At 65.8% G+C, this 14,042-nt stretch carries 13 protein-coding genes; 9 read left to right on the top strand and 4 right to left on the bottom strand.

Annotated elements, in window-relative coordinates; translation table 11 throughout:
- Positions 1–13 precede the first annotated feature (13 nt).
- The 7 genes from lepB to nagZ all read left to right on the top strand — a co-directional run bounded on the left by lepB (position 14) and on the right by nagZ (position 6,581).
- Complete coding sequence (lepB, locus tag A3CW_RS0128970) at positions 14–910, top strand: signal peptidase I (protein WP_028206677.1); 897 nt, start codon at positions 14–16, stop codon at positions 908–910.
- Positions 911–1,130: 220 nt separating this feature from the next.
- The gene (gene rnc / locus A3CW_RS47920; protein WP_051481775.1) at positions 1,131–2,288 is read left to right on the top strand and encodes a ribonuclease III; all 1,158 of its coding nucleotides are present in this window, start codon (positions 1,131–1,133) and stop codon (positions 2,286–2,288) included.
- Between the two features lie 54 nt (positions 2,289–2,342).
- Complete coding sequence (gene era, locus A3CW_RS0128960; RefSeq protein WP_028206676.1) at positions 2,343–3,248, top strand: GTPase Era; 906 nt, start codon at positions 2,343–2,345, stop codon at positions 3,246–3,248.
- A gap of 18 nt (positions 3,249–3,266) precedes the next feature.
- Positions 3,267–4,280, top strand: a complete 1,014-nt coding sequence (recO, locus tag A3CW_RS47915; protein WP_245623768.1) for a DNA repair protein RecO — start codon at positions 3,267–3,269, stop codon at positions 4,278–4,280.
- Positions 4,277–5,041: a pyridoxine 5'-phosphate synthase gene (gene pdxJ / locus A3CW_RS0128950; RefSeq protein WP_028206675.1), complete on the top strand. Its 765-nt coding sequence runs from the start codon at positions 4,277–4,279 to the stop codon at positions 5,039–5,041. Before recO ends, pdxJ begins: the two co-directional genes overlap by 4 nt.
- Positions 5,042–5,097: 56 nt before the next feature.
- The gene (gene acpS, locus A3CW_RS0128945) at positions 5,098–5,496 is read left to right on the top strand and encodes a holo-ACP synthase (RefSeq protein WP_028206674.1); all 399 of its coding nucleotides are present in this window, start codon (positions 5,098–5,100) and stop codon (positions 5,494–5,496) included.
- 44 nt (positions 5,497–5,540) lie between these two features.
- Positions 5,541–6,581: a beta-N-acetylhexosaminidase gene (gene nagZ / locus A3CW_RS0128940; protein WP_028206673.1), complete on the top strand. Its 1,041-nt coding sequence runs from the start codon at positions 5,541–5,543 to the stop codon at positions 6,579–6,581.
- A gap of 90 nt (positions 6,582–6,671) precedes the next feature.
- Here nagZ and A3CW_RS0128935 read toward each other — a convergent pair whose 3' ends face one another.
- The 4 genes from A3CW_RS0128935 to earP all read right to left on the bottom strand — a co-directional run bounded on the left by A3CW_RS0128935 (position 6,672) and on the right by earP (position 10,810).
- Positions 6,672–8,057 carry a sigma-54-dependent transcriptional regulator gene (locus A3CW_RS0128935; RefSeq protein WP_028206672.1) on the bottom strand — a complete coding sequence of 462 codons (1,386 nt, stop codon included), beginning with the start codon at positions 8,055–8,057 and terminating at the stop codon, positions 6,672–6,674.
- 329 nt (positions 8,058–8,386) lie between these two features.
- Positions 8,387–8,596: a CsbD family protein gene (locus tag A3CW_RS0128930; RefSeq protein WP_028206671.1), complete on the bottom strand. Its 210-nt coding sequence runs from the start codon at positions 8,594–8,596 to the stop codon at positions 8,387–8,389.
- A gap of 301 nt (positions 8,597–8,897) precedes the next feature.
- Positions 8,898–9,455 carry an elongation factor P gene (efp, locus tag A3CW_RS0128925; protein ID WP_028206670.1) on the bottom strand — a complete coding sequence of 186 codons (558 nt, stop codon included), beginning with the start codon at positions 9,453–9,455 and terminating at the stop codon, positions 8,898–8,900.
- A 170-nt stretch (positions 9,456–9,625) separates the two neighbouring features.
- Complete coding sequence (earP, locus tag A3CW_RS0128920) at positions 9,626–10,810, bottom strand: elongation factor P maturation arginine rhamnosyltransferase EarP (protein ID WP_028206669.1); 1,185 nt, start codon at positions 10,808–10,810, stop codon at positions 9,626–9,628.
- A gap of 202 nt (positions 10,811–11,012) precedes the next feature.
- Here earP and uvrC point away from each other — a divergent pair, with 202 nt between their 5' ends.
- Together uvrC and pgsA are read left to right on the top strand one after the other, a co-directional pair.
- Complete coding sequence (gene uvrC / locus A3CW_RS0128910) at positions 11,013–13,235, top strand: excinuclease ABC subunit UvrC (RefSeq protein ID WP_028206668.1); 2,223 nt, start codon at positions 11,013–11,015, stop codon at positions 13,233–13,235.
- A gap of 124 nt (positions 13,236–13,359) precedes the next feature.
- Positions 13,360–13,950, top strand: coding sequence for a CDP-diacylglycerol--glycerol-3-phosphate 3-phosphatidyltransferase (gene pgsA, locus A3CW_RS0128905; protein ID WP_028206667.1), 591 nt, complete (start codon positions 13,360–13,362; stop codon positions 13,948–13,950).
- The last annotated feature ends 92 nt before the right edge of the window (positions 13,951–14,042 follow it).

The following is a 14,042-nucleotide window of genomic DNA, read 5'->3' as shown; positions in this document are numbered from 1 at the left end:
AACGGATCTCTACATGAATTTTGCGCTGATACTCTTTGTGCTCGTCATCTTGACGGGCGTTGCGTGGGTTGCAGACAAACTGGTGTTCATGCCGCGCCGGCGCCTCGCCGCCGATGCGGCGGTCGCGGAGTTCGACCGTCAGCAGGAGCGTGTGGGCGAGCGCTTCGCCGATGAAAACGCGCCTGTCACGCGTCAGAACCTGCGCAACGACAAGCTGCGCCAGCCGTGGTGGCTCGAGTACACGGCGAGCTTCTTCCCCGTCATCCTGATCGTGTTCCTCGTGCGCTCGTTCGTCGTCGAGCCGTTCAAGATTCCGTCGGGTTCGATGGTGCCCACGCTGCTCGTGGGTGACTTCATCCTCGTGAACAAGTTCGACTACGGCATTCGCCTGCCGATCACGAACACGAAGCTCACCCAGGGCCGGCCGCTCGAGCGCGGCGACGTGGTCGTGTTCCGCTATCCGAAGGATGAGTCGGTCGACTACATCAAGCGCGTGATCGGCCTGCCGGGCGACGTGGTCGCCTATCAGGACAAGCAGCTCACGATCAATGGCAAGCCGGTGCCGGAAGTACCGCAGAGCGACTTCTTCGACGAAGAGCGCATTGGCTACGCGAAGCAGTTCACCGAAGACCTCGGCAACGGCCGCAAGAACAACATCCTCAACAACCCCGCGGTGCCGCCGTTCATCGTGGGCGCAGAGGATTATCCGTATCGCGACAACTGCCAGTACAACGCGCGCGGCGTGATCTGCAAGGTGCCGGCGGGCCATTACTTCATGATGGGCGACAACCGCGACAACAGCGCGGACAGCCGCTACTGGGGCTTCGTGCCCGACGCGAACGTTGTGGGCCGCGCGTTCTTCATCTGGATGAACTTCAGCAACCTGCGTCGCATCGGTGCGTTCGAGTAATTCGTGTTTGCTCGACATGCAATGCACGTCGAGCACGCGCGCGAAGCAGTCATCGAAGCAGCAACAAAACGCGTAGGCGCGAACACGAGTCTCACTCGCATCACACGCATCGCATCTTCGCGCGCTACTTGAAGAATCCCCGGTAACGTCGCTTCGTCACGGTTTTTCGCCCGCCGCCCCCTGTTTTCGCCGGGGGCGGCGGGCGCGTTATACTCTCCCCATGCCCCAATCTCCGTTGGAAAGCCGTTTGCGCTACGAATTTCGCAATGCGGAATTGCTGCGCCAGGCTTTAACCCACCGCAGTCACAGTGCCACGCATAACGAACGCCTTGAATTCCTCGGGGATTCGGTTCTGAATTGCGCGGTGGCTGCCCTATTGTTCCAACGTTTTGGCAAGCTGGACGAAGGCGACCTCTCACGCGTGCGCGCGAACCTCGTCAAGCAGCAGTCGCTTTACGAAATTGCTCAGGCCCTCAATATTGCCGACGGCCTGCGCCTCGGCGAAGGCGAGTTGCGCAGCGGCGGCTTCCGCCGCCCGTCGATCCTCGCCGACGCGTTGGAGGCGATCTTCGGGGCGATCTTCCTCGACGGCGGCTTCGACGCCGCCCAGACGGTCATCAAACGCCTCTACGTGCCGATCCTCGATCACATCGATCCGCGCACGCTCGGCAAGGATTCCAAGACGCTGCTGCAGGAATACCTGCAGGGTCACAAGATCGCGCTGCCGACTTACACGGTCGTCGCGACGCATGGTGCGGCGCACAATCAGCAGTTCGAAGTCGAATGCACGGTGCCGAAGCTCGACGTGAAGGTGTCGGGTTCTGGAGCGAGCCGTCGCGCGGCGGAGCAGGCCGCGGCGAAAAAGGCACTCGACGAGGTCATGGCCGCAGCGCCCGCGCTGGTTGCGAAGCCGCGCCGCTCGAAGGGCGCGCGTGCTCCCAAACCGGAACCCGAGGTCGTCCCCGGTGTGACCGGCGTGCAGGGCGCGCTCGATCTACGCTCGCCGGAGCGCCGCGAGCGTGTCTCGGCGCGTACCGAGCGTCCGGCGCACACCGCGGCAGCCGAAGGCGCGCCGCTCGCGGTCATTCGCGCGGCGCACGTCCAGGAGCGCCCTGCGGAGAAGGACAAACCGGCTGAAAAGCCCGCGGAGAAGGCCGAACGCGGTGCGGAGAAGGCTAGCGACAAGCCCGCCGACAAGGCCACGGGTTTCGACGCCGTACCGAACGCCGGCGCCATCGGCCACCGTTCGGCCGCGGTGAAAGCCGAATCGGCGTTGCGCACCGTCGAGCGCGCGCAAACCACAACGGCCGGCGGCACCAGCGCCGATGCCGAAGCCACGACGGCCATTCCCGTGCGCGCGGCCGATGGCGGCCACTGATTCCACCGAGGCGCGCAGCGAGCGCGCCTCCCGTTTTTCTATTCCGGTCCGATCATGAACGCTCCCACCTCCACTCCTGCCGGTTTCCGTTGCGGCATGGTCGCGATCGTCGGCCGTCCGAACGTTGGCAAATCGACGCTAATGAACGCGCTGGTCGGCCAGAAGATCAGCATCACGTCGCGCAAGGCGCAGACCACGCGCCATCGCATCACCGGCATCAACACGATCGACGATGCGCAGTACATTTTCGTCGACACGCCCGGTTTCCAGACGCGCCACAGCACGGCGCTCAACCGCTCGCTGAACCGCGCGGTGACCTCCACGCTCAGCTCGGTCGATGCCGTGCTGTTCGTGATCGAGGCCGGCAAGTTCGGTCCCGACGACCAGAAAGTGCTCGACCTCATTCCCCCAAGTGCGCCCACGATCCTGATCGCCAACAAGATCGACCGCGTGAACGACAAGGCCACGCTGTATCCGTTCATCCAGCAGGTGCAGGGTCTGCGCGAGTTCCGCGAGATCGTGCCGCTTTCGGCAAATAACCCGGACGACATCAAGCGCCTGCTTGCGACGCTCAAGCCGTATCTGCCCGAAGGCGAGCCGATCTACGGCGAGGACGATCTCACCGATCGCAGCGAGCGCTTCCTCGCTGCCGAAATCCTGCGCGAGAAAGTGTTCCGATGGACCGGCGACGAACTCCCGTACACGAGCACGGTGCTGATCGACAAGTTCGAGCAGGAAGGGCGGCTGCGCCGCGTCTTCGCGACGATTCTCGTCGAGCGCGACACGCAGAAGGCGATGGTGATCGGCCAGAAGGGCGCGAAGCTCAAGCAGATCAGCACCGACGCGCGACTCGACATGGAGAAGCTGTTCGACGGCCCCGTGTACCTCGAAACCTTCGTGAAGGTGAAGAGCGGCTGGGCCGACAACGATGCCGGGCTGCGCGCCTACGGTTACGAGTAAGCACGACGGGCACCGCGTATGAGTGACGGCGCAGCCGGAACCCTGCACGACGACTGGCCCGCGCACGAAGACGCGCAGGCCGACGAGGCATTCGCACCGGGCGAAGCGCCCGATTCCCGCGGCGCGCGGCGCTCGCCTGCGAAAGGCACCCAAGGCACGACGAGCACGCGCAGCACGAAGGTGACGAAAGGCGCCGCCACGCGCAACGCGATGACCGAAGGCGCCGACGCCACGCTCGAAGGCCGCGCCGAACCGCGCAACGGCCGCAAGACTACCGCGCGCTCGCAATTGCCGCGCGCTTCACGCAGCACGACCCCCGATTACCGCATCGCCGAGCAGCCGGCTTTCGTGCTGCACAGCTATCCGTACCGCGAGACGAGCCTCATCATCGATGTGCTCTCGCGCGATCACGGCCGCGTGGCGCTCGTCGCGAAGGGCGCGAAGCGTCCGCATTCGGCGTTGCGTGGCGTGCTGCAAACCTTCCAGCCGCTCGCGCTTTCGTGGACCGGCAAGGGCGAGGTGCGCACGCTCACCGGCGCCGAGTGGGTCGGCGGCATGTTGCCGCTGACCGGCGACGCGCTTCTGTGCGGCTTCTACGTGAACGAGCTGCTGGTGAAGTTCATCGCGCGCGAAGACCCGCACCCCGAACTCTTTCGGCACTACGTCGTGACGCTCACGCGCCTCGCGCACGACGAGCCGCCCGTGCAGGTGCTGCGCTCGTTCGAGCGCGTGCTGCTGCGGGAGGCGGGCTACGCGCTCGCGCTCAACCGCACCGTGAACCGCAAGGCCGTCGTGGCCGAAGCTCGCTACGTGTTCGATCCGGAACGCGGCGTGCGCGAAGCATCGGACGAATGGCCTTCTCAATGGCCCCGGCTTTCGGGTCAGACGTTGCTCGACATGGAAGAGGACGATTACCATCGACCCCAGACGGTTGCGCAGAGCAAGGCGCTCATGCGCTTCCTGCTGAACACGTACCTTGGCGGCACGCCGCTCGCGACGCGCCAGATTCTGATCGACTTGCAGAACCTATGAGCTTCTTTCTCACTTCGCCCAACGTGATCGACCTCGGTGTGAACATCGACCACGTCGCCACGCTGCGCAACGCGCGCGGCACCGCTTATCCCGATCCGATCCGCGCGGCGCTCCTCGCCGAAGAGGCGGGCGCCGACGCGATCACGCTGCATCTGCGCGAGGATCGCCGCCATATCGTCGACGCCGACGTGCGCGCGCTGCGTCCGCAACTGCGAACGCGCATGAACCTCGAATGCGCGGTGACGGCCGAGATGCTCGACATCGCGTGCGAGATCAAACCGCACGACGTTTGCCTCGTGCCCGAAAAGCGCGCGGAGCTGACGACCGAAGGCGGCCTCGACGTCGCGGGCCACTTCGACGCCGTTGCTGCCGCCTGCCGCCAGCTTGCCGATGCGGGCTGCCGCGTCTCGCTTTTCATCGACCCGGACGAAACGCAGATCCGCGCGGCGCACGAAACGGGCGCGCCCGTGATCGAGTTGCATACGGGCCGCTACGCTGAGGCGCACGATGCCGGCGAGCAGGAGCGCGAATACGAGCGCGTGGTCACTGGCGTGAGCTGCGGCAACAGCCTCGGACTGAAGGTGAACGCCGGTCACGGTCTGCATTACACGAACGTGCAGCAGATCGCGGCCATCGACGGCATCGTCGAGCTGAACATCGGCCACGCGATCGTTGCGCACGCAATCTTCGCGGGCTGGGAGAACGCGGTGCGCGAAATGAAGGCGATCATGGTTGCGGCGCGCCTCGGCACACGCGGCTGATTGCAACCCCCGCGCCTTCGCTCCGCGCGCATTCGACATACATCGACGGGAGTCTCATGGCGATCTACGGTATCGGCACCGACATCATCCAGGTGAGCCGCGTGGCGGCAGTCATGGAGCGCACCAACGGGCGCTTCGCGTCGCGCGTGCTCGGCCCGGACGAACTCGCCGTCTACGAGGCGCGCAAGGCGCGGTCGGCGGCGCGGGGCCTCGCGTATCTGTGCACGAGGTTCTCCGCGAAAGAGGCGTTCTCGAAAGCGATCGGCCTCGGCATGCGCATGCCGATGACCTGGCGCGCCATGCAGACCCTCAACGAGCCGGGCGGCCGACCCGTGATCGTCGCTTCGGGTGAACTCGCCCAGTGGCTCGACGAACGCGGTATCACGGCGCGCGTGAGCATCACCGACGAACATGACTACGCGGTGTCGTTCGTGGTTGCGGAAGTCAACGGCTGATATCCATCGCCGTGCGTTGCGCGGCATCTACGTAAAACTCATCGATGAAGAATAATCCCGGGCCAGTCATGCTCGACGTGGTCGGCACCACGCTGAACGACGACGACGTGCGCCGCCTCGCGCACCCGATGACCGGCGGCGTGATCCTGTTCGCACGCCACTACGAGAACCGTGCGCAGCTCGTCGCGCTGACCGACGCCATTCGCTCGGTGCGCGAGGACCTGCTGATCGCCGTCGACCATGAAGGCGGCCGCGTGCAGCGCTTTCGCACCGATGGCTTCACCGTACTGCCGGCCATGGGGCGCCTCGGCGCGTTGTGGGACAAGGATGTGCTGCTCGCCACCAAGCTCGCGACAGCAGTGGGCTACATCCTCGCGAGCGAACTGCGCGCGTGCGGCATCGATCTCTCTTTTACGCCGGTGCTCGATCTCGGCTACGGCCAGTCGAAGGTGGTGGGCGATCGCGCGTTCCATCGCGATCCGCGCGTCGTCACGCTGCTCGCCAAGAGTCTCAATCACGGGCTTTCGCTTGCGGGCATGGCCAATTGCGGCAAGCATTTCCCGGGTCACGGCTTCGCGACGGCGGACTCGCACGTCGCGGTGCCCGTCGACGAGCGACCGCTCGAAGCGATCCTCGGCGAAGACGCGCAGCCTTACGACTGGCTCGGTCTCTCGCTCACGGCGGTGATGCCGGGGCACGTGATTTATCCGAAGGTCGATGCGAAGCCCGCGGGCTTCTCGCGCATCTGGGTCGAGGAGATTCTGCGCAAGCGGCTGCGCTTCACGGGCGCGATCTTCAGCGACGACCTCTCGATGGAGGCCGCGCGCCAGGGCGGTACGCTCACCGAGGGTGCGCGCGCCGCGCTCGAAGCGGGCTGCGACATGGTGCTGATCTGCAACCAGCCGCATGAGGCCGAAAAGGTGCTCGACGCGTTGCGCACCATCGAGCCGCGCCGCGCCGCCAAGGCTTCGGGCCTGCGCATCAAGCGCATGCGCGCGCGCGGCAAGGCGCAGCGCTGGGACAGGATGGTGGCGGACCCGGGGTACGTCGAGGCGCAGGCATTGCTGCGCAGCGTCCTGCCCTGACGACCTGATTACCGCGTCGGCGCAATGAAAAAAGGCTGTCCTTCGGAAACGAAGGGCAGCCTTTTTACAACGTGCGGGCGTTTTGCCGATTCAGTTCAGCCGCATGCGCTGGAGCTTGTTGTAGAGCGTCTTGGGGCTGATGCCGAGCAGCGACGCGGCGCGGTGCCGCGTGCCGCCCACGGCGTCGAGCGTCGCGCGGATCAGCATTTCCTCCACGTCGGCGAGCGGCGTGCCCACGGTGACCTGCACGCGGCCGCCGTTCATCTCGCGCGGGCCCGCGCCGCTGCTTTCCTCGGCCTGCAACGTTTCCAGCACCTCGCCCGAGGCGTGCCACGCGCGCCTCACGCGTTCGTGCAGTTCGCGTACATTGCCGGGCCAGTCATACGCGAGGCACTCGCGGACGAACGAGGGCGCGACGAGCCGCGTCGCGCCCGCCAATCCGTGCGCCTGGGCTTCCTGATTGAGCTCGTCGATGCACGCGAGCGCGAGCAGGGCGGCGTCGTCGTCGCGCTCTCGCAGCGGCGGCAGCGGGATCGCCGCAGCATCGAGCCGCAGCCACAGATCGTCGTGCAGCGCGCCCTGCTGGACGGCTTCGCGCGGGTTCGCACGGGTTGCCGCGATCAGGCGGAAATCGGTACCCACCTCGCTGTTGCCGCCCACGCGCATGAAAGTCTGCGAATCGAGCGCGCGCAGCAGCGTTTCCTGCTGCTCGCGCGGCAGATCGGTCAGCTCGTCGATGAAGAGCGTGCCGCCGCTCGCCTGATCGACGAGACCCGGCTCGCGCTGCTCCGCGCCCGTGAACGCGCCGCGCTCGTGGCCGAACAGCACGCTCGCAAGCGGCCGGCCCGCGGCCGTCTCGGCTACGAGCGAGCGCGCATCACACACGATGAACGGCCCCTTGCGGCGGCGGCTCAGCTGATGCAGCGTGCGCGCGGCGACTTCCTTGCCCGTGCCGGCTTCGCCGTGCACGAGCAGCGCCGCTTCGGTGGGCGCGAGTTGTTCGAGCGTGTCGTAGACATGCTGGATCGCGCTGCTGCGCCCGAGCATCGGCCCGAAGTGACCCATCTGGCGCAGTGTGGCGCGCAGCGCGCGGACTTCCTCGGTCAGTTCGTAGGGACGCGGAATGCGCGCGAGCAGGCTGCGCAGGCGCGGAATATTGACGGGCTTGAGCAGATAGTCCCAGATGCCGTGGCGCAGGCCTTCGATCGCGCTTTCGACCGTGGCGTTGCCGGTCATCACGATCACGGGCAGCGCGCCGCCTGGCGGCTGCGCGGGCAAATGCGGCAGCAACTCGAGGCCGCCGCCATCGGGCAGGTTCAGATCGACGAGTACGACGTCGGGGATAAAGCGCGCAAGTGCGGCGCGCGCCTCGGCGAGGGTGGCAGCGGTGTCGACGGAGAACCCGTCGGCCGACAGGATCGCAGAGAGTCCTGACAGGCTATTGGGATCGTCTTCGACAATCAGGGCGTGTGGCATGGCGGTAGCGGCTTACGGATGAGCGCAGTCGCGCCGGCGCGGCGCGCGCGGGGACGCGCACGCGCCCCGGCAGGCAGCCGCGCGGCGCGCGGAAGCGCGGCACGATGCGAAAGATTTCACCGAGATCACGGAGATGTCTCGTAGCAGGGTGTTCAGTTCCGGTCCTCCCAGTTGTGCTGCGCCAGAGCGGGGGCGCGACGGCGTTGCCCGGCAGCGAGGCGGCCGGGCAGCAGCGCACGCCCGAAGCGCCAGGCGCTTTGGCATGCGTGCAACCCCCTGTTTGCCTGCAAGCGGGCGACGACCGTACCGGCCATGCCGTGGACGGTGCGTCAGTCGCGCGGGCGGTGCGCGTCGAACCAGCGGCGCACTTCCAGTTCTGCCTCGTCACGCGTCTTGCCGTAACGTTCCTGGATAAGCCCGGCGAGCCGATCCGCACGGCCTTCGGCTTTTGCGAGTTCGTCGTCCGTCAACTCGCCCCATGCCGCTTTGGCCTTGCCGATCAACTGCTTCCACTTGCCTTCGGCAATGTCGTTATTCATTGTGTTTCTCCTGATAAGGGGAAAGAGTATGGAACGCATGCCCTATCACCCCACAGCAGAAACCGTGCCGCGAGTGTCACTTTGACCGGTGCGCGCCGCGCTTGCTCGCCGCTTGCCCGCTGAAGACGGCAAGCATGCAATTCGTTTCGCATAACCGGTAAGGTTTTCCGCAGCACTCTCAAACATACACGTTCGGCAAAAAAAGAAAAAGCGCCCCGAGGGGGCGCTTTCACAGCGGTGTCCGCCTTTTGCCGCCAGAGCAGCGGGCGGACGCCGTATTGGCCTGAGGTGCCTTTAGGCCTTAGGCGCGGCTGCGGTACTCGTTCGTACGCGTGTCGATTTCGATCTTGTCGCCGATGTTGCAGAAGAGCGGCACTTGCAGCTCGAAGCCGGTGTTCAGCTTGGCGGTCTTCAGGACCTTGCCCGACGACGTGTCGCCCTTGACGGCCGGTTCCGTGTAGATGATCTCGCGCACCAGCACGGTCGGCAGTTCGACCGAGATGGCCTTCTCGTTGTAGAACACCACTTCGCAGCCCATGCCGTCTTCGAGGTAGTTCAGGGCGTCGCCCATCATCTCGCCTTCGACTTCGAACTGGTTGTAGTCGGCGTCCATGAACACGTACATCGGGTCAGCGAAGTACGAGTACGTCACTTCCTTGCGATCCAGCACGACGACGTCGAACTTGTCGTCCGCCTTGTACACGGTTTCCATGCCCGCGCCGGTCAGCAGGTTCTTGAACTTCATCTTCACGACGGCGGAGTTGCGGCCCGATTTGTTGTATTCGGCCTTCTGCACGACCATTGCGTCGTTACCGATCATCACGACGTTGCCGACGCGGAGTTCCTGTGCGGTCTTCATAGTAAAAAACTGTCCTGTCCAGATTGAGTAGCTTCGAGTGTGCTCGACGGCAAACGTCGCAAGCGGATTCGGGTGATGCTGCTGGTGTAGTTGCTGCGACCCTCTTTCATGCATGCACGATGAGGGCGCGAAACTCGAAGCGCTTGAGACGGCTGCCGTCGGATAACCGCTTATTTTAACTGACTTTTTGCGAATTCGGCGAGATTTCCGGCGAGATCGCCAACCTGCCCGAGTTCGGCGGCCCAGGCGTTCGCGCGCGCCGCGTAGACGGGCAAATGCTGTGCAAAATCGGCCCAGTCCGGCGTGCCGCGGCCATTCCACGCATGCCAGAAGCGTTCGAGCGCGGCGCGCGGCGCCTTCGGCAGTGCGCGGCCGTAGTGCGCGAGCGCGGCGTCGAGCTTCGGCAGATGGGCATCGTCGGCTTGCGGATAGATGTGCCACACGAACGGTCGCGCGGCCCATTGCGCGCGCACGAACGAGTCCTCGCCGCGTACGAAGTTGAGATCGCTCGCCCAGAGCAGAGGGTCGTAACCGCGCTGCTCGGTGAAAGCCAGTGCGTGCGCGCGCAGCGCGCCGCGCGTGGCCTGCGAACCTGCGCCGAACGCCGGCTCGCCGAAAAAGCGCGCGAGCGCGCCAGAGATGCGGCCCTCCGGCACGAGCAGGACCACCGGTTTCGCGCCGTCGCGCCATTGCTCGAGCAGCGGGTCGACGGCGGGGTTCTCATAGGCGAAAAGCGAGATCACGGTCGCTTCCGGGCCGGGCGGCGGGCCGCCCGTGGCGCGCTGCCACCATGCGGCGCGCTCGTCGGGCGAGCGCTCGAAGTCCGCGCGCCCGGCATCGAGCGTGCGCTCCTTGAGCACGCCCCCCGTGCCGGGGCCGAGGCCGGGAAAGAAGAAGTGCTTGGCGAGCGCGTAGCGCGGGTGCGGCGAGGGCCGCAGATGAAAATCGGCCACCCAGTCTTCGGCGCTCAAGTATTCGAGATTGAGCCAGACGGGCTTGCGCGCGCGCTCGGCCATCGCCGCGACATAGACACCCGGCAGCTCGCACGCGAACGCCTCGATCACGACATCGGCGATCTGCAGTGTGTCGCCCGCGTGCTCGGGCTCGTGCCAGTGCTCGACGAGTACGCCTTCGACCGCTTGCGTGGCGCGGTTCGGGTCGAGCGCGGGGCAGAGCTTCTGGAACGCGTGCAGGTCGTCGACGAACAGGCGCACTTGCCAGCCGTGCTCGTGCGCGAGCTGGCGCGCGAGCCGCCAGCACACGCCGATGTCGCCGAAATTGTCGATGACGGCGCAAAAGAGGTCGCAGGCGATGGTGCTGTCGTTGGCGGCGGTGGGTGTGGGGGCTTCTGTCATGGGTAGCGTGCGACGCGGAGAATCATGACCGCCATGCCGCAAGCGGGCGCAGAACGCCCGGCCGGCAAGTTCGGCGCAGGTTCCGTGCAGCATGGAATGATCTAAACTTGCGATTCTAGGACAGAGCCATGAACGCGTCGCGACGGCGGCGCTGGGCCAGGTCTCACCTCTCTCTCGACGCACCGCCCGTCCCCGAAACTGGATGACCGACACCGACGTTTTCGACCCGAAAAAGGCGCTCGCGCAGTTGCCGCATCTGCCGGGCGTGTATCGCTACTACGACGCGCAAGGCGCGGTCCTCTACGTCGGCAAGGCGCGCGACCTGAAAAAGCGCGTGTCGAGCTACTTCACCAAGACGCAGCTTTCGCCGCGCATCGCGATGATGATCACGCGTATCGCGCGCATCGAAACCACGGTCACGCGTTCCGAGGCCGAGGCGCTGCTGCTCGAGAACAACCTCATCAAGGCGCTCACGCCGCGCTACAACATCCTTTTTCGCGACGACAAGTCGTATCCGTTTCTCAAGATCACCGGGCACAAGTTCCCGCGCATGGCGTACTACCGCGGCGCGGTGGATCGCAGCAACCAGTACTTCGGGCCGTTTCCGAGCGCCTCGGCGGTGCGCGAGAGCATCCAGATCCTGCAGCGCGTATTCCAGTTGCGCACCTGCGAGGACTCCGTGTTCAACAACCGCACGCGGCCTTGCCTGTTGCATCAGATCGGGCGCTGCACGGCGCCTTGCGTGGGTGCGGTCAGCGAAGAGGACTACGCGCGCGACGTCAACAACGCATCGCGCTTTTTGCTGGGCCGCCAGAACGAGGTGATGAAGGAGCTGGAGACGAAGATGCACGCGTTCGCCTCCGAGCTTAAGTTCGAGCAGGCGGCGTCCGTGCGCAACCAGATGAGTTCGCTTTCGACCGTGCTGCACCAGCAGGCCATCGAAACGGGCAGCGAGAGCGACGTCGATATTCTTGCCGTGGTGGCGCTGGGCGGGCGCGTTTGCGTGAATCTCGCGATGGTGCGCGGCGGCCGGCATCTGGGCGACAAGGCTTATTTCCCCGCGCACGTGGAGCGCGCGCTGACCGACGAGGAGGGCGGCGTCGCGGAGGAAATCGACAACGAGACCGTGGTCGCGGCGAGCGCGCTGAAGTCGCTGCCAACGCTCGCGCGCAAGACGGTGGAGGACTACGTGGAGAAAGCGCGGGCAGACGACGCACAAGACGACGCGGCGCTTGAAGCGGATCCGCTCGCCATCGCGGCCGAGCTTGCCGACGATGACGACGTGGCAAGCGATGCCGAATCCGCCACGCCCGCGCTCGAGCCGCAGGCGGATGCGCGCAGGACGCGCGAGATCGGCATCGAATCCGAAGTGCTCGACGCCTTCATCGCGCAGCACTACTTCGGCAATCGCGTGCCGCCCGTGCTGGTGGTGAGCCATCCGCCCGCGAACCGCGAACTCGTGGACGTGCTGAGCGAGCAGGCAGGGCACAAGGTCACGGTGCTGCGTCAGCCGCAAGGCCAGAAGCGCGCATGGCTCGCCATGGCCGAACAGAACGCGCGGCTCGCGCTCGCGCGTCTGCTCTCCGAGCAGGGCTCGCAGCAGGCCCGCACGCGAACGCTCGCGCAACTGCTCGGGCTCGAACTGGACGATCTTGCGCATCTGCGCATCGAGTGCTTCGACATCAGCCACACGATGGGCGAGGCGACCCAGGCCTCATGCGTGGTGTATCACCACCACAAGATGCAGTCGGCCGAATACCGGCGCTACAACATCACTGGCATCACGCCCGGCGACGACTACGCCGCCATGCGCCAGGTGCTCACGCGGCGCTACGAGAAGATGGTCGCGCAAGCGGCGCGCGCCGAAGCCGACGAGGCGCCTCCACCGCCCGTGCCGGTGCCTGATCCCGCTGACCCAGATGCAGCGGCGCAAGCCGTGGAGGCCAGCGAGGCAGTCGAAGCCCCGCCGCCCGGCGGCACGCTGCCCAACATCGTGCTGATCGACGGCGGTAAGGGACAGGTCGAGATCGCGCGCCAGGTGTTCACCGAACTGGGTCTCGATCCGGCGATGCTGGTGGGCGTGGCGAAGGGCGAGGGCCGCAAGGTCGGCCTCGAAACGCTCGTATTCGCCGATGGCCGCGCGCCGCTCGAGCTCGGCAAGGAGAGCGCGGCGCTTATGCTCGTCGCGCAGATCCGCGACGAGGCGCACCGCTTTGCCATCACGGGCATGCGCGCGAAGCGCGGCAAAACGCGCCAGACTTCGCGTCTCGAAGAACTGGAGGGCGTGGGGGTGAAGCGTCGCCAGCGCCTGCTCGCGCGCTTTGGCGGCCTGCGCGGCGTGATGGCGGCGAGCGTGGAGGATCTGGCGAGCGTGGAGGGCATCTCGCGCTCGCTCGCCGAGCAGATCTACCAGCAGCTTCACTGATGCGGCGGCGTCGTTGGCCAGGTCCGGTTGGGCCTTTCCTTACGGTTGCTTGTGGCACGTGCGGCGACGCGGCACAATTGCATCTCCCATAATTGCATCTCCCCCCGACAGATAGCGCCAGCCGATGCCGTTCAATATTCCGATTCTCCTGACCTGGCTGCGGATCCTGGCGATTCCGCTCGTGGTTGGCGTGTTCTATCTGCCGCAGACGTTGCTTTCCCCGATGCAGCAGAACGTGCTGGCGATGCTGCTCTTCGTGCTGGCGGCGCTCACCGATTGGTTCGACGGTTTTCTCGCGCGCAAGTGGAATCAGACCTCCTCGTTCGGCGCCTTTCTCGACCCCGTCGCGGACAAGCTCATGGTGACCGCGGCGCTGCTCGTGCTCGTGCATCTGCAGCGGCTCGACGCCGTGATCGCGCTCGTGATCGTCGGACGCGAGATCGCCATCTCGGCGCTGCGCGAGTGGATGGCGCAGATCGGCGCGTCGAAGAGCGTGGCCGTGAATTCGCTCGGCAAGTTCAAGACCGCGTGCCAGATGGTTGCGATTCCCATGCTGCTGTTTTACGCGCCGCTCACGCTCGGCGGCGTGACGCTGTTCGACTCTCGCGTGTGGGGGGCGTGGCTCATCTACGTGGCGGCGTTCCTCACGATCTGGTCGATGCTCTACTACATGAAGCTCGCGTGGCCCCAGATCCGCGAACGCGGGAGCTTGTGAACCCCATGTGTCTTTTTCCAAAAAGATCACGCGAAGGGGTTGACACGATTCTACGGGTTATACATAATCTCACTTCTCCGCTGCACGACGCA

The organism is Paraburkholderia nodosa DSM 21604 (assembly GCF_000519185.1).
In the GTDB taxonomy this organism is placed as follows: domain Bacteria; phylum Pseudomonadota; class Gammaproteobacteria; order Burkholderiales; family Burkholderiaceae; genus Paraburkholderia; species Paraburkholderia nodosa.
This window is presented reverse-complemented; position numbering and strand designations above follow the sequence as displayed.

Bases quoted from the DNA above. Each gene is read 5' to 3' on its own strand.
- lepB (WP_028206677.1), top strand. From the start codon at position 14: ATGAATTTTGCGCTGATACTCTTTGTGCTCGTCATCTTGACGGGCGTT.
- rnc (WP_051481775.1), top strand. From the start codon at position 1,131: ATGCCCCAATCTCCGTTGGAAAGCCGTTTGCGCTACGAATTTCGCAAT.
- era (WP_028206676.1), top strand. From the start codon at position 2,343: ATGAACGCTCCCACCTCCACTCCTGCCGGTTTCCGTTGCGGCATGGTC.
- recO (WP_245623768.1), top strand. From the start codon at position 3,267: ATGAGTGACGGCGCAGCCGGAACCCTGCACGACGACTGGCCCGCGCAC.
- pdxJ (WP_028206675.1), top strand. From the start codon at position 4,277: ATGAGCTTCTTTCTCACTTCGCCCAACGTGATCGACCTCGGTGTGAAC.
- acpS (WP_028206674.1), top strand. From the start codon at position 5,098: ATGGCGATCTACGGTATCGGCACCGACATCATCCAGGTGAGCCGCGTG.
- nagZ (WP_028206673.1), top strand. From the start codon at position 5,541: ATGAAGAATAATCCCGGGCCAGTCATGCTCGACGTGGTCGGCACCACG.
- A3CW_RS0128935 (WP_028206672.1), bottom strand. From the start codon at position 8,057: ATGCCACACGCCCTGATTGTCGAAGACGATCCCAATAGCCTGTCAGGA.
- A3CW_RS0128930 (WP_028206671.1), bottom strand. From the start codon at position 8,596: ATGAATAACGACATTGCCGAAGGCAAGTGGAAGCAGTTGATCGGCAAG.
- efp (WP_028206670.1), bottom strand. From the start codon at position 9,455: ATGAAGACCGCACAGGAACTCCGCGTCGGCAACGTCGTGATGATCGGT.
- earP (WP_028206669.1), bottom strand. From the start codon at position 10,810: ATGACAGAAGCCCCCACACCCACCGCCGCCAACGACAGCACCATCGCC.
- uvrC (WP_028206668.1), top strand. From the start codon at position 11,013: ATGACCGACACCGACGTTTTCGACCCGAAAAAGGCGCTCGCGCAGTTG.
- pgsA (WP_028206667.1), top strand. From the start codon at position 13,360: ATGCCGTTCAATATTCCGATTCTCCTGACCTGGCTGCGGATCCTGGCG.